Origin of the sequence: Amycolatopsis sp. La24 (genome assembly GCF_029087445.1) — a bacterium.
GTDB lineage: Bacteria > Actinomycetota > Actinomycetes > Mycobacteriales > Pseudonocardiaceae > Amycolatopsis > Amycolatopsis nivea.
Window position 1 is genome coordinate 1 of the sequence record NZ_JARACH010000062.1, and the last position, 19290, is coordinate 19290.

Genomic DNA, 19290 nt, shown 5'->3' on the forward strand with positions numbered 1-19290 from the left:
CCTCCCCGCCGCACGCCACATCGCGACCTCGTCGCACCCCACCTCGCCTCCGCACCGCATCCCCGCCGCACCCCCTCGCTTCCCCGCCGAGCCCCACCGCACGTCCTCGCCGGGCCCCACCTCACACCGCCGAACCCCCTCGCATCCCAGCCGCGCCGCACCTCGCGTCGGGCGCCTGCCGCGGCCGAAACCCGGACATCACCTCTCCCGCACCATCCAGCCCTGCCGAACCCGCAGGTCCACGCACTGAACCGCACCGCAAACCCCCGCCTCACCGCTTCCTGTTACTACCAGTTCTGAATTAAAAAATGGCAACTGCTCCTTGCTGATATCTCAACGCACACTTACTGTGATCCCAGTCGCTCGCTGAACGAAGGAGATCGCAGTGCCTCGCAGTCACGATCCTCAACCGGCCGGCTGGCGGGTCGGCGCCGACATCGGCGGTACGTTCACCGACGTCATCGCGCTGGGCCCGGCAGGCGAGGTCGTCCCGATGAAGGTGCCGTCGACCCCGCCCGAGTACGGCGAGGGCGTGGTGACGGCGACGACGGCGGTGCTGTCGGCCGCCGGGACGGAGGCGGAGTCAGTCGTCGCGATGCTGCACGGCACCACGGTGGCCACCAACGCGATTCTGTCGATGAGCGGAGTCCGGACCGCGGTGGTCACCACCCGCGGCTTCCGCGACGTGCTGGAGATCGGGCGGCTGCGGCGTCCGTCGCTCTACGACCTGTCCTGGTCGAAGCCGGAACCGTTGGCGCGCCGGAGGAATCGCTACGAGCTCGACCAGCGCATCACCGCCGACGGGCAGCTCTCCCCCTCGGCCGACGCGGACGAGGTCCGTGCGCTGGCCGGGCGATTGCGCGCGGACGGCATCGAAGCAGTCGCCGTGTGCCTGCTCAATTCCTACATCCGGCCGGACGAGGAACGGCGGGTCGCCGAGTTGCTGCGTGCCGAACTGCCCGAGGTCTACGTCACCGCATCAGTCGACGTATCCCCTCAGCCGCACGAATTCGAACGCACCAGCACCGCGGCCGTCAACGCTTACGTCGGCCCGGCGGTGCACGGTTACCTCACCCGGCTGGAAGCGGGACTGCGCGCCGAGAACGTCCGTGCGCCACTGCTGGTCATGCAGTCCAGCGGGGGCCTGCTCGATGCCGCTTCGGTCGTGCGACGGCCGGTGCAGATCATCGAGTCCGGCCCTGCCGCCGGGGTCACCGCCGTGCAGAAGCTCGGGCAGCTGATCGGACTGTCCACAGTGGTCGCCTTCGACATGGGCGGCACCACGGCGAAGGCCTCGCTGATCGAGCACGGGGAACCGTTCGTCTCGGCGGACTACGAGGTCGGCGGCGGGATGAACGTGGCGCGCGGGCTCAGTTCCGGGGCGGGCTACCCGGTGCGGGCGCCGTCGATCGACATCGCCGAGGTCGGGTCCGGCGGCGGCAGCATCATCTCCGTCGACTCCGCGGGTGCGCTCCACGTCGGACCGGCGAGCGCCGGGTCCCGGCCGGGGCCGGCCTGCTACGGCCAGGGCGGCGAACTGCCGACCCTGACGGATGCCAACGTCACGCTCGGATATCTCAGCCCGCAGTCCCTGGCAGGCGGGCGCGTCGCGATCCATCCGGACCTCGCCGAAAAAGCACTGTCCACAGTGGCCGAACAGCTCGGCGAAGACATCCCAGGGGCCGCACGCGGGGCATATCAGGTAGCCGTCTCTAGTATGACAACCGCGGTCAAAGCGGTCACCAGCGAACGCGGCAGGGATCCGCGCGAAGCCACGATGGTCGCGTTCGGCGGCGCCGGCCCGCTGTACGCCGCCGCGCTGGCCCGCGAACTGGGCATCGACACTGTGCTCGTGCCGGTGCACCCCGGACTCTTCAGCAGCCTCGGCCTGCTCGTCGCCGACACCGAACGACACGAGCTCTCCCCGTACCGCGCCGAATTCGCTGAGATACCAGCGCTCGCCGAGGAATTCGCGCGACTGTCCGAAAAGGTCCGCGAGGAACTCGGCGAGGACGCGATCGTGGACCGCCTGCTGGACATGCGCTACCGCGGACAGCGCTTCGAACTACGCATCCGTGTTCCCGACGGCGAGCTCACCGAGGACCTGCTCGCCGAGACCCGCGCCCGGTTCCACGCCGAACACAAGCGCACCTACGGCCGAGCTGGCACCGACGACCTGGTCGAGCCGGTGAACCTCCGGGTGCGCGGAAGGCAGCCCACTCCGGTGTCCATTTCGGACGTACTGGCTCTCCCGGAGTCCGAGAGCACGACACCATCGACCCGGGAATGTCGTTTCGCTGAAACAGTTTCCGCTCCAGTCATCACCCGCGCCGCGCTCGGTGCCGCCCCGGCGCCCGGACCGATGATCATCGAGGACATGGACGCCACCACCCTCGTCCCGCCCGGTGCGCAGGCGCACCGCGACCGGTTCAACAACATCGTGATCACCTGGAGTGCCGCATGATCCGCGACGCCGTGACGTTCGAGGTCTTCCGCAACGCCGTCACCGGGATCGCCGACGAAATGGCGATCACCGTCCTGCGCACCGCGCATTCGCAGCTCGTCGCGTCCAGCATGGACTTCTCCGCCGCGCTGTGCGACGCCCGCGGCCGGGTGATCGCCCAGGCGAACACGCTTCCGGTGCACCTCGGGTCCATTCCGGACGCGATGGAAGCGATCCTCGCCGAGTTCGGCGATTCGGTGGCGCCCGGCGACCTTTACCTGCTCAACGACCCGTCGCTCGGCGGCATGCACCTGCCGGACATCTTCGCGGTTTCCCCGGTGTTCGGCGGGGAAACGCTGCTCGGGTTCGCGGTCACCGTCGTCAACCACACCGACGTCGGCGGCTGGGCGGCCGGGTCGATGGCAGTCCAGTCCACTAATATCTTTGCCGAGGGAATTCAGATCCCACCCTCGCGGCTGATCGACGCGGGCACCACGAACGAAACCTTTCTGCGCGTGCTGCTGCGCAATGTCCGCGAACCGGAACTCCTGCGCGGCGACCTGGAATCCCAGCTGGCCGCCTGCCACACCGGAGCCGAAGGACTGCGCGCCCTCGCCGCTCGCCACGGCGTCGAACGGCTCTCCGAGCTGATCGACGAACTGCTCGACTACTCCGAAACCCTCCTGCGCGCCGCACTCGCCGAAGCCGTTCCCGGCACGTACGAGTTCACCGATCACATCGACGACGACGGACTCGGCTCCGGGCCGATCCCGATCCGCGTCAAGGCGACCCTGTCGGAGTCCGGAATCGAACTCGACTTCACCGGTTCCTCGCCGCAGGTCGGCTCCGCGCTCAACGCGACCGAATCGTTCACCCGCTCCGCCGCCTACGCCGCGCTGCAAGGCGTCCTCGCCTCCGACATCCCGGCGAACAGCGGCTTCTACCGGCCGTTCAGTTTCGTCATCCCGCCAGCGTCCATCCTCAATGGACAGCGCCCGGCCGCTCGCGGGGCACGCGGACTGGTCGGCTTCCGGATCATCGACGCGGTGCTCGGCGCGCTCGCACCGGTGTTCCCGGACCGGGTGCCCGCCGCGGGCGAGGGAGGTCCGGACGGCATCGCGATCGGGCTCGTCGGCCCGGACGGCGAATCCATGGTGCTGTGGGACCCGCTCGCCGGCGCGTGGGGCGCCCGGCCCGACCGCGACGGCGTCGACGGGATCAGCTCGCTGGGCGCGAACCTGACCAACACCCCGGTCGAGGAACTCGAACGCTCCGGCCATCTCCGCATCGACGGCTACGGCTACCTGCCCGACAGCGGCGGCGCGGGCCGCTGGCGCGGCGGCCTCGCGACGTTCCGCGACATGACGCTGCTGGCTCCCGAGGCCAGCGTGCAGATCCGGTCCGACCGGCGGAAGTTCCTGCCGTACGGGCTGTCCGGCGGTGCGCCGGGGACTCCGTCGCTCAACGTCCTCGACCAAGGCGGTCCGGGCGAACGCGTGCTGGAGTCCAAACCGCATTTCGCCATGACCGCCGGAACCCGGCACCGGCACGTGACCGCAGGCGGGGGCGGTCACGGACACCCGTTCGGCCGTGAGCCGGAACGGGTGCTCGAAGACGTCCTGGACGGCAAGGTCACCCGCGAGGGAGCCGAACGGGACTACGGCGTCGTAATCGACGACGGGGGGATCGACCTGGCCGCCACCGCCTCCGCACGCGGCAAGGCGCGCTGACGCACCACCACTCCCATTCCCCGACAGATCGGACTTCGCCATGAGTTCCCATGTCGCCGCCGGCCGGAGCACCGTCGCTCCGCGCACCTGGCGGAAAGCGGGCATCCGGATCATCCCGCTGGTCGGCCTCGCCTACGTGGCGAGCTACATCGACCGCGCCAACGTCGGCTACCTCGCCGCCCCGATGTCCCGCGACCTGCACTTGAGCACCGGCCAGATCGGGCTCGCCGCCGGACTGTTCTTCATCGGCTACATCCTGGTCGAGGTGCCGAGCAACCTGGCGCTGCGGCGGTTCGGCGCGCGCAAATGGATCGCGCGCATCATGATCACCTGGGGCCTGGTCACCGCGGCCACCTCGGCGGTGAACTCGGCCGCGACGCTGTATCTGGCCCGGCTGCTGCTCGGGTTCGCCGAGGCCGGGCTCGCCGCCGGGATCCTGCTCTACCTGACGTTGTGGTTCCCGCGCCGCCAGCGTTCCTGGGCGTTGTCGGCGTTCTTCCTGATGACACCGGTGTCCTCGATCATCGGCTCGCCGCTGGCCGCCGCGCTGCTCGAATGGGGCCAGCAACTGTTCGGCATCGCGGGCTGGCGCTCGCTGTTCCTGGTCGAGGGCCTGCTGACGGTGGTGGTCAGCATCCTGGTCTTCGTCTTCCTTCCCGACCGCCCCGCGACCGCGCGCTGGCTCGACGACGACGAGAAGGCAGCGATCGAGGCGACGCTCGCCGCGGAAGCCGAGGAACACCGGGCCCACGGCGCGCTTTCCGGCCTGCGCGAGGCACTGACCAGCCGCCGGGTCTGGATCATGGCCGTGACCTGGTTCGCCATCGCGTTCGGGCTCTACCCGCTCCAGTTCTTCCTGCCGACGATGCTGCGGTCCATCACGCACAGCATCGGCGGCGCGGGAGATGTCAGCAGCGTGCTGTTGTCCGCGATTCCGTACGCGGTGGCATTGCTGGCGCTGCTGGTATGGGCTCGTTTCGCCGCCCGGCGTACTGCAGTGACGGCCACTGCCATACCAATGGCGCTCGGTATTGTCGGCCTGCTGCTGGCGACGTTGACCAGCAGCGGCACGCTGTTCGTCATCGCGGTCTGCCTGAGCGTCTCCGGGATTCTCACCGCGATGCCGCAGTTCTGGCGGATCCCGGCGATCGGGCTGACCGGCGCGGCCGCCGCGTCCGGGATCGCGCTGATCAACTCGGTCAGCAATCTCAGCGGGTTCATCGGGCCGTACTTCACCGGCGCGGTCGCGTCGGCGACCGGCAGTTTCACCTATGCGCTGCTGGCGATCGCGATCATCATGACGGCAGGACTGACCGCCCTGCTCACCACGGGGCGGCGGATGGAACGACTGGACGGGAACCTTTCATGACCACTGCACTGATCGTCGGCGACATCCAGCGGGGCATCACGGACGGCTACCCGTTCGCCCGCCAGGTCGTGGCACCGCTCACCGGGCTGCTGCCGCGCGCCCGGAAAGCCGGGGCGCTCGTCGTCTTCGTGCACTTCGCCATGCGGGACAACGGGACCGACCTGCCCGACGGCGCGCTCTACCGGTCGTTCTTCGACGCCGGCGACGCGTTCCACGAAGGCTCGCCGGGCACCGAACTGGCGTTGCCGGTGTCCGAAGAGGACGTCGTCGTCCTGAAACGCCGCGCCAGTGCGTTCGCGGGCACGGACCTCGATCTCGTGCTCCGCGCTCGGGGCGTCCGTGACCTGGCGGTCGCCGGGGTGGCGACCAGCGCGATGGTCACCGCCACGTGCTACGACGCGGCGGATCGCGGTTACCCGGTGACCGTGCTGCGCGACGGATGCGCCGACAGCGATCCGGCCGTCAACGACTTTTTGCTGGACAAGGTCTTTCCCAGCCGAGGATTCGAGGTCGTGTCCTGCGCCGAATGGATCGGAGACACTGCGTGAACACGGCGTTGCTGGACCGGCTCCGCACCGAACTCGATGGCCGCCCGCCTCGGCACGACCTAGTGGTCTCCGGTGCGCAGGGACCGACGTTGAGCTTGGACGGCCAGACCCTGGTCAATCTCGCTTCGAACGACTATCTCGGCCTCGCCGGATCCCCGGAAGTCCTTGCCGCGGCCCGGGAAGCGATGCGCGATCAAGGACTCGGCGTGGCCGCGGGCCGAGTGCTCTGCGGCACTCGGAGTGTCCACAGTGCACTCGAGACGGCCATCGCCGAACTGGTCGGCACCGAGGACGCCGTGTTGTACGGCTCGTGCTTCGACGCGAACCTCGGTGTCTTCGCCGCCCTGCTCGGCCCGGACGACGTGATCTTCAGCGACGCGCTCAACCATGCCAGCCTGATCGACGGCATCCGGCTGTCGCAGGCCCAGCGGCGCGTCTACGCCCACTCGGATCTCAACGAGCTGGAGCGATATCTCACCGAGAGCACGGAGGCACGGCACCGGCTGATCGTGACCGACGGCGTGTTCAGCATGGACGGCGACCTCGCCGCGCTCCCCCGGCTCGCCGAGCTGGCGCGGCGGTACGACGCGGTGCTGCTGGTCGACGATTCGCACGCGACCGGGGTGCTCGGCGGCGGCACTGCCGAGCACTTCGGCCTTGCCGGTGAGGTCGACCTCGTCACCGGAACACTCGGCAAGGCACTCGGCGGCGCGGCCGGAGGCTTCGTCGCCGGGCCGCGCGCGGTCACCGAAACCCTGCGCCAGGTTTCGCGACCATACGTCTTCACCAACGCGATGGCACCTCCGCTCGCGGCCGCCGCACTGACCGCGATCCGGCTCGCCACTCACCGCCTAGAACTGCGAGAACGCCTGGCCGCCAACACTTCCTGGCTGCGCAGCGCCTTGCGGGATCTCGGGTACGAGGTGCTGCCCGGCGAACATCCGATCGTCCCGGTGATGCTGCGAGGCGGAACGCTCGCCGTTGATATGGCAGCGGCACTGCGACGGGAAGGCGTCCTGGTCTTCGCGCTCTCGCACCCGGTCGTCCCGGCGGGTGAAGAGCGGATCCGCGTGCAGGTCTCGGCCTCGCACACGCGGGAGCACCTCGAACAGGCGGCCGCGGCTTTCGGCCGGGTCCGCGGTCTGCTGGCGGCCGCATGACCGCCGTCGAGGATCTCCGCGCTCCTACCAGCACGGACAGCCGGGAACTCGCCGGACGGGTCGCGATCGTGACCGGCGGCGCGAGCGGCATGGGTCTGGCCACAGTGCACGCGCTGGCGAGCCGGGGCGCGACCGTCACGGTGTTCGACCCCGCCGCGCCAGCCGCCGAGGAACTGGCGGCGACGCTGGCGGTTCCGGCGGAGCGGATCCGGTCGATCGCGGTGGACGTCACGGATGCCGCTCGGGTCGGCCGTGCGTTCGACGCGGTGCTGGCCGAACAAACCCGGCTCGACATCCTCGTCAACGCGGCGGGTATCGCGCCACCGACAGCGTTTGAAGATATCACCGAGGCCGAGTGGAATCGGGTGCTCGCGGTCAGCGTGCACGGCACCTTCCTGTGCTGCCAGCGCGCGCTGCCCGCGATGCGAGCCGGCGGCTGGGGCCGGATCGTCAATTTCTCTTCTACCGCGGGAAAAACGATCAGCACCGCGGGCGGCGCGCACTACACGACGGCCAAGCACGGCGTCCTCGGCCTCACCCGGCACCTCGCGAAGAACTTCGGGCCGGACGGGATCACGGTCAACGCCGTCTGTCCCGGCCTGATCGACACCCCGATGGTCCGCGGCCTGCTTTCCGCCGCCGCGCTCGGCGACGCCACCCGCTCGTTCCCGGTGCCGCGCGCCGGGATGCCCTGGGAGGTCGCGGAACTCGTCGCGTTCCTCGCGTCCGACCGAGCGGCCTACATTACCGGCGCCGCGATCGACATCAACGGCGGCGACCTCATCGTCTGAGCTTCACCTCGGCGAAAACCCTTGCCAGATCACAGCACCGGGGCCCGGTGCTGCCCGAAACCCTGACCAGAAGGCGAGTTCCCTCGTGCACCCCACCATCCGACACCGCATCGGCGGCCGGGAAACCACCGGTCATTCGACCCCGGACCGCGCCGGTGTGGAACCCGGCGACCGGCGAGCGCCAAGCCGACGTCCTGCTCGCCGAGCCGGCCGACGTCAACGCCGCGGTGCGAGCCGCGCGCATCGCGGCGCCGGACTGGGCCGACACCTCGGTCATGCGCCGGGCGCGGCTCATGTTCGCGTTCCGCACGCTGGTCGAAAGCCGCCTCGACGACCTGGCACGGATCGTTTCCGCCGAACACGGCAAGGTTTTCGAGGACGCGAAGGGCGAACTCGTCCGCGGCCTGGAGGTGATCGATTTCGCCTGCGGAATCCCGCAGCTGCTCAAAGGCGAGTACTCCGACCAGGTCTCGACCGGCGTCGACCTGTTTTCCTTCCGGCAGCCGCTCGGCGTGTGCGCGGGCATCACGCCCTTCAATTTCCCCGCCATGGTCCCGATGTGGATGCATCCGATCGCCATCGCGACCGGCAATACGTTCGTGCTCAAACCGTCCGAACGCGACCCTTCCGCGGCCAACTTCGTCGCCGAACTCTACGCCGAGGCCGGTTTGCCCGACGGCGTCTTCAACGTCGTGCACGGCGACAAGGTCGCGGTGGACGCGTTGCTGGACCATCCGGACGTCGCCGCGGTGTCGTTCGTCGGCTCGACCCCGATCGCGCGGTACGTGCACGAGCGCGCGACCGCGAACGGCAAGCGCGTGCAGGCACTCGGCGGCGCGAAGAACCACGCCGTCGTCCTGCCCGACGCCGATCTCGAAAACGCGGCCGAGCACCTGGTTTCCGCCGCGTACGGATCTGCGGGCCAGCGGTGCATGGCGATTTCCGTGGCCGTCGCGGTCGGTGACGTGGCCGAGCCGCTGGTCAAGCTGATCGGCGAAAAGGCCCGTGCGATCAAGGTCGGTCCTGGGCTGGCACCAGGGTCTGAGATGGGACCTGTCGTGTCGCCGGAAGCACTCGAGCGCGTCCGGGGCTACCTCGACGCCGGGGTCGCGGCGGGTGCCGAACTCGTCGTCGACGGGAGAGATATCACCGTCGAGGACAGCGGATTCTTCGTCGGGCCAACGCTTTTCGACGGCGTCACCCCCGAGATGAGCGTCTACCGCGACGAGATCTTCGGCCCGGTGCTCGTGGTCGTGCGCGTCGATTCGCTGACCGAGGCGATCGACCTGATCAACGCGAGCGACTGGGCCAACGGCACCGCGATTTTCACCGGCAGCGGCCGGGCGGCGCGGCAGTTCCAGCGGTCGGTGCAGGTCGGGATGATCGGCGTGAACGTCCCGATCCCGGTGCCGATGGCGTTCTACTCGTTCGGCGGCTGGAAACAGTCCCTGTTCGGCGCGCACCACATGCACGGCCCCGAGGGCGTCGCCTTCTACACCCGCGCCAAGGCGGTGACCAGCCGCTGGCCGGAGGCGCCAGAGGAGGCGAGCCTGCACTTCCCGACCGCGGTCTGAGCGGTGCGGTCCGGGGAGACCGTGCTCCCCGGACCGCACCGGTCAATTCAGCGGTATTTCGATGTTCGCCCTGCTGACCGAAGTGCTCTTGGTCAGCACTTGGAGCACGTCACGGCGCACCCGCTCGCACCGGGCCCGCATCGAGAAGCGCGCACCCTCCGCGTCGCGGTCGCGCAGGCTCTCGAAAATCGCGTGCAGTTCACCCGGCGGGCTCGCGACGTCCGGAGCGATCATCAACACCATCCGCAGCACCCGTTCCAGTTCGTCGAGGACGTCGACGAGCGATTTGACGAGCCGGCTGTTGCCGCTGAAGTGGGCCATGATGGCCTCGAATTCGATCCCGACCGGCAGCCAGTCGTCGAGCGCCGTCTCGCCCGGGACGTAGTCCGACGCGATTTTCGACAGCACTTCGAGCCGCTCGATCGCGGGCACCGAGATGCCGTTGCGGGCCGCTTCGGCAGCCGCCTCGGCGGCCAGCAGCGTACGCAGGCCGCACAGATCGTCGGTGTCCTGCAACGTGATCGAGCTGACGAGGTAGCCCGCGCGCGGAAGCGCGCTGACCAGACCGTCTCGGCGCAGCCGGGCCAGCGCCTCGCGCACCGGCGTCTTGCTGATCTGCCACTGCTGCGCGAGCGAGGTCTCGGTGAAACTGCTGCCGGGACGCAGCGTCAGATCGATGATCTGCCGGCGGATCGCCCGGTACGCCTGACTGGTCCGGTCGAGGCCGGATTCGTCCTGGCCGACCAGCAGCAGCGCGGGGATGTGCGGCGTGCCGGTGAGAACGTCGTGGATGTCGGACACCCACTCAGAATACCAGTATTGCTGGTTGATATGGCACGGGTACATCTTCAGAGACCTCCAGAGATATCTACCGTTGATACTGATATCTCAATGTGCGAAGCTGGTCGTATGCCGCGAAGCAGTTCGACCTCCTGGACTCTCCCCGCCTCTCGCGATGTCCCGGCGCTGGGCGCGCTGAGCGCTCGCGACCGGGCCCGCCGCACCGGCGTCCGGATGCTCCCGCTCGTGGGAGCCCCGGTCCTGCCGATGCCCGAACACGTCCGCGAGGCCGTCCGGCTGGCGATGGACAAACCCGACCCGCGCGACAGCCGGGGCCTTCCCGAACTCCGGTCGGCCATCGCCGCGGAACTCGGTCCCGGCATCGATCCCGAACGAAGGCTGCTGGTGACACACGGCGCGCAGCACGGGCTTTCCCTTGTGCTGCGCACCGTCCTCGAGCCGGGCGACGAGGTGATCGTGCCGACCCCGGCGTACTTCTTCGACGGGGCGATCCGCGAATCCGGCGCCGTGCCCGCGTACGTCCCCTCCCGAGAGGACTGGACCTTCGATCTCGACCGCATGGCCGCCGCGGTCACCCCGCGCAGCCGCGCCATTCTCCTGTGCAATCCGGTCAATCCCACCGGCTACCTCCCCGATGCCGCAACCATCGCCGCGGTGGTCGGCCTCGCCGCCCGCCACGGCCTTGTCGTGATCTCCGACGATTCGTGGCGGCACTTCGCCTATGACCGGAACGAACACCATCCGATCGAGGGAGCGGCCGGGGAATGGCCGCACCTGATCACCGTCACCAGCCTCAGCAAGTACTACGCGCTGACGACCTGGCGGATCGGCTACGTGCTGGCCCCGCCGGAAATCGTCGACGCGATGGAACGCCGTCTGCAATGGGAAGCCGTCTGCTGCGGCGCGGTCGCACAGCACGCGGCGGCCGCCGCCCTCACTGGACCGCGCGAGTGGCTCGACCGCGAACTCGTGACGTACCAGCGGAAGCGCGACCTCGTGTGCGAGGGCATCGCGGCCAGCGGGCTCCCCGCACCAGTGCGCCCCGGCGGCGGCGCGTTCCTGCTCGCCGATTGCGGCCGGCTCGGCGCTATCCCGGAAGACATCGACCGAGCCTTGCTGCGCAACGGAGTCACCGCGATCCGCGGCGCCGACCTGCACGCTCCGGACACACACGTCCGGCTCACCTTCGGCGCGCCGGAACCCGTGCTGGAGGAGCTGGTCAGCGCGCTGAAACGAGCCCTGCTGGAGTCTTAGCCGCACCGGTTTCGCGGCGTCCCCGAAGTCCGCTACTCTCGGTGTGGCATCTATCACCGTGTCAACACGCGGGAGGTACGCGTCGTGACCGACGCCGTCAACGCACCGCCGGGGGTCAACCCGAACCAGTCGAGCGCCGCCCGCGTGTACGACTATCTGCTGGGCGGGAAAGACAATTACGAGATCGACCGGCAGGTCGCCAGGGAAGCCGCCCGGGTGATGCCGGACATCGCGGAAACCGCGCGGGTCAACCGGCACCTGATGACCCGGATCTGCCGGTTCCTCGCCTACCACGCGGGCATCCGCCAGTACATCGACTGCGGTTCCGGCATGCCGACCGCGGAGAACGTGCACCAGATCGTCCAGCGCGCGGACCCGCAGACGAAGGTCGTCTACGTCGACTACGACCCGGTGGTGGCCAGCCACGGGCGGGCGCTGCTCGACGAGAACGAATTCACCGAATACATCCAGGCGGATTTCTTCGACCCGCCGAGCATTCTCGACCACCCGACGGTCACCGAGCACCTCGACTGGAACCAGCCGATCGCGGTGCTGTTCCTGCTCGCCCTGCACCACCAGACCGGCGACCGCGAGCTTCCGGGCAAGGTGACGAAGGAATTCATCGACCGGCTCCCGTCCGGTTCGTACGTGGCGATCTCGCACCTGCTCGACCCGCACGACGGGTCCGAGGACGACGAAGCGGTGCAGGGCATCATCGAATCGGTCCACAACGGGTCGATGAAGGACGTCTCGTCCCGCACCCGCGCCGAGATCAAGGACCTGTTCCACGACATGGAGCTGATCCCGAGCGGACCGAACAAGGCCGCGGAAATCGTGCCGGTGGTCGAATGGTGGCCGGACGGCCCGCTGCTGGGCGAGCCAACCGTCGCACAGCGGATCGTGGCGGTCGGGGTCGCGCGGAAACCCTGAGATCTTACGACTGCGGGCCGGTGGTCCGGCCGGGCTGAACGCTCGGCTGGACCACCGGCCCTCTTGTCACAGGGAAACCCGTTACCGCACAACAGGTTACGACGCGACCAGCACCGGTTCCGCTGCCTTCGCAGCCGCCGGGGAACGCCGCAGCGCGACCATTCCCACCACCGCGAACACCACCACGATCGCCGCGCCGATCCCGGCGACCGTGTGCAGTCCCGAGCTGAACGCGTCGCGTGCCGTGGCCAGCAACTGCTCGCCGGTCGCACCGGGCATCGTCGCCGACGCCTCCATCGCACCGGCCATGCTGTCGGTCGCCTGGGCAGCCGCCGCGGCGGGCACGTGGGCCGGGACCGCGATCTGGTCGCGGTACACCGCCGTCGCGACGCTGCCGAACACCGCGATCCCCATGGCAATCCCGAATTCCGCACTGGTCTCCGACATCGCCGAAGCCGCGCCGGCCCGCTGCGGCGGGACCGAGCCGACCACCATTTCGGTGCACAGCACGCCCTGCGGCCCCATGCCGAAGCTGGCGACCGACATGCCCAGCACCACGAAAGCCACCCCGCCTGCCCCATTGGCGAGCGTGAACAACAGGATTCCGCCCGCCGCGACCAGCATTCCGAAGCCCAGCACGAATTCCGGCCGGAACCGGCGCGCCAGCCGCGGCGCGATCATCGACCCGGCGACCACCGCGAGCGCCTGCGGAACCAGCAGCAGCCCGGCGTCGACCGTGCTCAGCCCGGCGACCATCTGCAGATACTGGCTGACCAGCATGAACACCCCGCCCATGGTGACCGCGCCGACCAGCATGATCGCCACGGCGGCACTGAACGCGCGCACCTGGAACAACTGCAGGTCCAGCAGCGGATGCTCGAGCCGCTGCTGCCGCCGGACGAACACCGCGCCGACCGCGAGCCCCGCGGCGAGCACAACGATTTCGGTCAGGGACAAGCCGTTCTTGGCGATTTCCTTGAGCGCGTATATGACCGGCAGGATCGCGGCGAGCGACAGGGCGACGCTGGCGAGATCGAGGCGTCCGGCGTCGGCGTCGCGGTATTCGGGAAGCAGCTTCGGCGCGGTCGCGAGCAGCAGGACCATCACCGGCACGCCCATCAGGAACACCGAACCCCAGCGGAAATGCTCCAGCAGGAAGCCACCCGCGACCGGGCCGACCACCATGCCGCCCATGAAACAGCTCATCCACACCGCGATCGCGGTGCCGCGCTGTTTGGGGTTCGGGAACATGTTGCTGATCAACGCGAGCGTCGACGGCATGAGCGTCGCCCCGGCGATTCCGAGCACGGCCCGCGCCGCGATCAGCATCTCCGGAGTGGTCGAGAACGCCGCCGCGACCGACGCGAGCCCGAACGCGCCGCCGCCGATCATCAGCAGCTTCCGCCTGCCGATCCGGTCGCCGAGCGTGCCCATCGTGACGAGGAATCCGGCGATCATGAAGCCGTAGATGTCGATGATCCACAGCAATTGCGTGCTGGAAGGCCGCAGATCCGCGGCGAGGTGCGGAACCGCGAGGTGCAGCACGCTCATGTCCAGCGACAACAGCACGGTCGGCAAGGCCAGTACTGCCAGGCCCAGCCACTCGCGTCGTCCGGCGCTCATTTCTGTCTCCCCTGCGTGTCTTTCCAGTCGTCTCACTGAAGCGACGATCGGGGTGCACGCGGATCGACATCACCGGGAAAACTTCTTCGGACGGCGGGGAGGCGGCTGCTCGAACACTGTCTGCGGAGGCTCCCCGGATCAGGCCACCGCGTAGTCCCCCAGCGCAGGTTCCAGCAGGTCGAACGCCCGCGCCGCCTCCGCCGCGACCGTCTCCGCGACCTCGTCGGCGGGCCGTCCGGCCAGCGTCAGCTCCTCGATCCGCTGGAACAGGCTGTGGTGCACGGCCCCCAGCACCGCGGCTGCCGTGCGGACGGTGATGTCCGTCCGGGGGCTGCCGACTGCGTCGGCCAGTGCCTGGGCCAGCGTCCGTTCCCGCTGTTCGTGCAGGCCGCGCAGGCAGGCGGACAGCGTCGGGCTCTCGGCGATCATCCGGCTGAACTCCAGCCCGGCGAACCCGACGACCGGGTCCCTCGTCGCGACCGCCGCCTCGAACGCCCGCCGCAGCGCCGCGAGCGCCGACTCCCCCGGTTCGCGCGCCCACACCGCCGCCGCCAGGGTCGCGACGAACTCGTCCTGATGGTCGAGGACCAGGTCTTCCTTGCGGGCGAAGTAGTTGGTCACCGTCTTCTTCGCGACCCGCGCGGCCGCCGCGACCTGCGCGATCGTCGTCTCCTCGAAGCCCTGCTCCAGGAACAGCCGCGTCGCGTGGTCGGAGATCAGCTGGCGCGTCTCCTGCTTCTTGGCTTCCCGCAGGCCCACATCCATCGAAAACTTACCTCCGACGTAAATTTACCTTGACACCCATGGGGACTCGGCATACTTTTACTACCGACGTAAATATAGCCCGAAGGAGAACCACTTGTCGATCGCTGCCCTCCCGTCGCTCGCGGACCAGGCAGACCACCTCATCGCGCTGGGAGTGCCCGAGATCGCCCAGCTTTCCGCCGACGACCTGCGTGCTTTCGCCGCGGAGCACCACGCCGCGGCCGGTGCGCTGCTGGCGGTCCACCAGGACCGGGCACCCGCGTCGGCGCTCTCGCCGCTGCTCCGGCGCGAAGGAAAGGCCGGATTCGTCGTCACGGACATGCCGGACGTCGACCAGTTCGCGCCGCGTGACATCGACCTGCCCGACGCGCCGCTGTACCTCGTCACCGGCCTCGACCGCGGCGACGAGATGGCCAACTGGAGCCCCGAGGAAGCCCTGCCCGCGATCACCAAGGCTGGGCGCAGTCCGCTGCTGCTCACCGAGGGGATTCACTGGGTGCTCCAGCAGCCGTCGGCGCTCGAGCGCAACCATTGCTTCATGACCATCGGCTCCCGGCTGCGCAAGGAGAACGGCAAGTTCGACGCCCGCACGCCGGCACTGTGGATCAGCAACGGCATCGGCCGCGACGGCAGCGAACGCCGCAACGCCCCCAAGGTCGGCTGGTGCTGGTGGGGCAACCGGCACACGTGGCTGGGTTTCGGGTCTGCTGCTGCGCGTTGCTGAATCCGTTGTTCGTTGCCCGTTGCCCGTTGCCGAGCCTTCCGCTGAACCCGCCGCTGTTCGCTGCTAAGCCCTCCGCCGAGCCTGTCACTGTCCGCCGCCGAACTCACCGTCCGCCGCTGAACCCACCGCTGTTCGCCGCTGAACCCGCCGACCTCCGCCGAGCCTGTCAACGCCCACGCCTAACCCGACGCCCACCGCCGAGCCCCTCACCGTCCGGCGCCGAACCCGTCACCGCGCGCTGCCGAACCTGCCGCCGTCCGCCATTGAATCCCGCCGTTGCTCGCCGCTAAGCCAGCCCACCGCCAAACCAGCCATCGCTCGCTGCTGAACCCGCCACCCCTGCCGAGCCCGCCGTTGAACCCGCCGCTGAGCCTGTCACCGCGAGGAGAAAACCCATTTCCCCCGATCCGAACGTCCTGCACCCGATGCCCGAGCAGCCGCGAGTGGTGCTGCTGAAACCGCTGGTCACGTCGCCGCTGATTGACGTCGGCGAGTTCTCCTACTACGACGACCCGGACGAGCCGACCGCCTTCGAGACTCGCAACGTGCTGTACCACTACGGGCCGGAGAAGCTCGTGATCGGCAAGTACTGCGCGCTCGGCGAGGGCGTGCGGTTCATCATGAACGGCGCGAACCACCGGATGGACGGGCCGTCGACGTTCCCGTTCCCGATCATGAGCGGCGACTGGGCCGAGCACTTCGACGCCATCACCGGCCTGCCCGGCCGCGGCGACACGGTGCTGGGCAACGACGTCTGGCTCGGCTACCGGGCGATGGTCATGCCGGGCGTCCGCATCGGGCACGGCGCGATCGTCGCGTCCGGGGCGGTCGTGGTCGACGACGTGCCCGACTACGGCATCGTCGGCGGCAACCCGGCCAAGCTGATCCGCCGCCGGTATCGCGACGAGGACGTCGAACGCCTCCTGGCGATCGCGTGGTGGGACTGGCCGTTGGACCACCTCACCAAGCACGTCCGCACGGTCATGTCCGGCAGCGTCGACGACCTGGCGAGGGCCGCCGCCGAACTCGCGTAACTCGGTAACGTGGCAGGCGTGCCGAGTGAGATACCTGAGGAAGTCCGCCGGAGCACCACACTGTTTCTGTCCACAGTGGACCGAGCCGCACCCGGGCTGGTGACCGGTTTTTACCTGGTCGGTTCGGTCTGCTTCGGCGACTTCCACGCCCGCGGCGCCGGGCGCGGACGGCTGAACACGGCCAGCGACATCGATTTCGTCGCGGTCACTGATCGACGTCCGGATCGGGTTGAGATCTCAGCGCTGGCGCAGGCTCATGCCACGACAGTCACCCGGTTTCCGAAACCGCATTTCGACGGCTCCGTGCTCACCTGGGCCGATCTCGCTGCCGGACCCGACAACTGCCCGGACGTTCCGTGCGCGCAGGAAAGCCGTTTCACCGAGGCGGGACGAGACGGTCTCAACCCGGTGACGTTCTGCGAACTCGCCAGGCGCGGGATCGCGCTGCGCGGACCGGAGCCGTCCGATGTGGACGTGTGGGCGGATCAGGATGCCTTGCGCGCGTTCACTGTCGACAACCTGAGCAGCTACTGGCGGCCGTGGTGGGAGAAGAACCGGCGCACCAGTGCGTTGTCGCTCGCGCTCGGGATGAGCCCGCTGTTCCCGGTGTGGGCGGTGCTCGGGGTGAGCCGTCTGCACCATCTCGTCGCCACCGGGGAGCTGACTTCCAAAACTGGCGCAGGACGTTATGCAGCAAGGCAATTCGACCCTCGCTGGCAGCGCATCATCGCCGAGAGCTTGAGCCTGCGCACCGGCGGCGCGGAAGGTCGGCGCAGCTATCGGAATCCCCTGGCCCGGCGACGCGACACGCTCGCGTTCCTGGACGCCACCATCGACGACGCACTCACCCTGGCCTAGCGCACGAATCGGGCCAGCAATGGCCGGATTTACTTCCTTGCGGCACCGTTCGAGTCCACTTAGCCTCGTCTCAAGCTAGTACAGAACCTGTTACGTGCTAGCACAATCTGGGGAGAGGGCTGATGACGAGCGAGCAGGACCGCGGCGGGGTGGCGACGGACGCGGAATCGGCGGCGAAGCTGCTGCACGGTGTCGTAGATCAGCTGGTCGAGGGGTGGCGCACGCGGCCGGAGCACCCGGCGAGCCCGGTGACCGCCGACGCCACGGAGATCCGCGCCTGGCTCGACAAGTACCCGCTCGAGAAGCCGGAAGACCTTGAGCAGGCCGTCCCGGAGGTGCTCGCCGCGCTCGATCGCTGGACCGTGCACACCGATCATCCGGGGTATTTCGGGCTGTTCAACCCGTCCGCGACCTGGGCAGCAGTCACCGGAGATCTCATCACCGCGGCGGTGAATCCGCAGCTCGCTGCGTGGAGCCACGCACCGTTCGCGGTCGAGGCGGAACAGCGGTGCATCGACCTGTTCTCCGCGCGGCTCGGCCTCCCGGCCACCGCGGGCGGCCACTTCACGAGCGGCGGCGCGGAGGCCAACGCGACCGCGGTGCTGACCGCGCTCACCCACGCGTTTCCCGAGTACAGCACCGGCGGCTTGCGTGCCCTCGACGCCGCGCCAGTGTTCTACGCCGGTGCGGATTCGCATCTGGCCTGGCTGAAAATCGCCCACGCCGCCGGTCTCGGCCGCGACGCGTGCCGACTGGTGCCGTCCGACGCAAGCGGCCGGATGGATGTCGCCGCGCTCGAAGCCTTGCTCGCCGAAGACCGGCGGGACGGCAAGGCGCCGTTCCTCATCGTCGCCACGGCCGGGACCACCGGGGCCGGAATGATCGACCCGCTGCCGCGCATCGCCGATCTCGCACACGACGCCGGTCTGCGGTTCCATGTAGACGCGGCCTGGGGCGGAGCCGTCTGCCTGTCGGATCGGCTGCGCGGCGTGCTGACCGGCATCGAACGCGCGGACACGATCACCGTCGACGCGCACAAGTGGCTGTCAGTGCCGATGGGCGCAGGGATGTTCTTCACCCGCGACCGAGCCGAGCTGAGTTCGTCGTTCACCGTGTCGACCTCGTATATGCCGGGCCAAGTGGACGACACTGCAGACCCGTACACGACGAGCAATCAATGGTCGCGGCGGTTCATCGGACTGAAGCTGTGGCTGAGTCTGCTGGCATACGGAGTTTCCGGCTACGGCGCCCAGATCGAACACGACGCGGCGTTCGGGCAGGAATTGCGGGATCAGCTCACGGGCGCGGGTTGGCTCGCCATCAACGACACGCCGCTGCCGATCGTCTGCGTGACGCGCGCGGACGCACCCGCCGATCCGACGGAATCCTGGCAGTGGCACAGCGACCTCGCGGACCGGGTCAACGCCACCGGCTCCGCGTGGTTGAGCCCAGTCCGCGTCGCGGGACGACCGGCGTTGCGGGTGTGCGTCATCAGCTGGCGCACGCGAACCGAGGACATCGTGCGGCTGCGCGAGCTTCTGGACCGGGTCTGAGCGCGGTCGGCGCCACCGTGCTGAAGGAGGCCGAAGGAAACCCCTCCAGGACTACGCCGATCCGGCCAGGCATCCCTTTGCCTGGCTGGTCGCCGAGCAGCTAGACCGAGCAACCGCGCCCACCGGACAGCGC

At 69.1% G+C, this 19290-nt stretch carries 15 protein-coding genes and 1 pseudogene; 13 read left to right on the forward strand and 3 right to left on the reverse strand.

From position 1 onward, the window contains the following. Window positions 1-385 precede the first annotated feature (385 nt). From PUT80_RS37305 to PUT80_RS37335, 7 genes and pseudogenes are all read left to right on the forward strand, one after another. Window positions 386-2464 (forward strand): hydantoinase/oxoprolinase family protein, encoded by a 2079-nt coding sequence (locus PUT80_RS37305; protein WP_275294928.1) that lies wholly within the window; start codon window positions 386-388, stop codon window positions 2462-2464. Further along, on the forward strand, window positions 2461-4173 hold the full coding sequence (locus PUT80_RS37310) for a hydantoinase B/oxoprolinase family protein (protein WP_275294929.1): 1713 nt from the start codon (window positions 2461-2463) through the stop codon (window positions 4171-4173). The genes PUT80_RS37305 and PUT80_RS37310 overlap by 4 nt, the downstream gene beginning before the upstream one ends. Before the next feature lie 40 nt (window positions 4174-4213). Beyond that, window positions 4214-5542, forward strand: a complete 1329-nt coding sequence (locus PUT80_RS37315) for an MFS transporter (RefSeq protein ID WP_275294930.1) — start codon at window positions 4214-4216, stop codon at window positions 5540-5542. Further along, on the forward strand, window positions 5539-6090 hold the full coding sequence (locus PUT80_RS37320; RefSeq protein ID WP_238604701.1) for an isochorismatase family cysteine hydrolase: 552 nt from the start codon (window positions 5539-5541) through the stop codon (window positions 6088-6090). The genes PUT80_RS37315 and PUT80_RS37320 overlap by 4 nt, the downstream gene beginning before the upstream one ends. After that, window positions 6087-7250, forward strand: a complete 1164-nt coding sequence (locus PUT80_RS37325; RefSeq protein WP_275294931.1) for a glycine C-acetyltransferase — start codon at window positions 6087-6089, stop codon at window positions 7248-7250. The genes PUT80_RS37320 and PUT80_RS37325 overlap by 4 nt, the downstream gene beginning before the upstream one ends. Further along, window positions 7247-8041, forward strand: a complete 795-nt coding sequence (locus PUT80_RS37330; protein ID WP_275294932.1) for an SDR family NAD(P)-dependent oxidoreductase — start codon at window positions 7247-7249, stop codon at window positions 8039-8041. Before PUT80_RS37325 ends, PUT80_RS37330 begins: the two co-directional genes overlap by 4 nt. 85 nt (window positions 8042-8126) lie before the next feature. Then, window positions 8127-9615, forward strand: a pseudogene (locus PUT80_RS37335) (CoA-acylating methylmalonate-semialdehyde dehydrogenase). Window positions 9616-9657: 42 nt separating this feature from the next. On the opposite strand, the gene PUT80_RS37340 reads toward PUT80_RS37335, so the two are convergent. Then, window positions 9658-10416: a GntR family transcriptional regulator gene (locus PUT80_RS37340; RefSeq protein WP_037817858.1), complete on the reverse strand. Its 759-nt coding sequence runs from the start codon at window positions 10414-10416 to the stop codon at window positions 9658-9660. Between the two features lie 108 nt (window positions 10417-10524). On the opposite strand from PUT80_RS37340, the gene PUT80_RS37345 reads away from it, so the two are divergent. Next, entirely contained in the window at window positions 10525-11670 is a 1146-nt protein-coding gene (locus tag PUT80_RS37345; RefSeq protein WP_275294933.1) for a pyridoxal phosphate-dependent aminotransferase, read from the forward strand. Between the two features lie 84 nt (window positions 11671-11754). Next, window positions 11755-12600, forward strand: coding sequence for an SAM-dependent methyltransferase (locus PUT80_RS37350; protein WP_275294934.1), 846 nt, complete (start codon window positions 11755-11757; stop codon window positions 12598-12600). 96 nt (window positions 12601-12696) lie between these two features. Here PUT80_RS37350 and PUT80_RS37355 read toward each other — a convergent pair whose 3' ends face one another. Both PUT80_RS37355 and PUT80_RS37360 read right to left on the reverse strand, forming a co-directional pair. Then, a complete protein-coding gene (locus PUT80_RS37355; RefSeq protein ID WP_275294935.1) occupies window positions 12697-14223 on the reverse strand; it encodes an MFS transporter in 1527 nt (508 codons plus the stop codon). Between the two features lie 138 nt (window positions 14224-14361). Then, the gene (locus tag PUT80_RS37360) at window positions 14362-14988 is read right to left on the reverse strand and encodes a TetR/AcrR family transcriptional regulator (protein ID WP_275294936.1); all 627 of its coding nucleotides are present in this window, start codon (window positions 14986-14988) and stop codon (window positions 14362-14364) included. 94 nt (window positions 14989-15082) lie between these two features. Between PUT80_RS37360 and PUT80_RS37365 the strand changes: the two genes are divergently transcribed. From PUT80_RS37365 to PUT80_RS37380, 4 genes are all read left to right on the forward strand, one after another. Beyond that, entirely contained in the window at window positions 15083-15712 is a 630-nt protein-coding gene (locus PUT80_RS37365) for a DUF5701 family protein (protein WP_275294937.1), read from the forward strand. A gap of 425 nt (window positions 15713-16137) precedes the next feature. After that, on the forward strand, window positions 16138-16746 hold the full coding sequence (locus tag PUT80_RS37370) for a CatB-related O-acetyltransferase (protein WP_275294938.1): 609 nt from the start codon (window positions 16138-16140) through the stop codon (window positions 16744-16746). 18 nt (window positions 16747-16764) lie between these two features. Then, complete coding sequence (locus tag PUT80_RS37375) at window positions 16765-17604, forward strand: aminoglycoside adenylyltransferase domain-containing protein (RefSeq protein ID WP_158714546.1); 840 nt, start codon at window positions 16765-16767, stop codon at window positions 17602-17604. A 122-nt stretch (window positions 17605-17726) separates the two neighbouring features. Beyond that, window positions 17727-19157 carry an aminotransferase class V-fold PLP-dependent enzyme gene (locus tag PUT80_RS37380; RefSeq protein WP_275294939.1) on the forward strand — a complete coding sequence of 477 codons (1431 nt, stop codon included), beginning with the start codon at window positions 17727-17729 and terminating at the stop codon, window positions 19155-19157. Window positions 19158-19290: the final 133 nt, after the last annotated feature.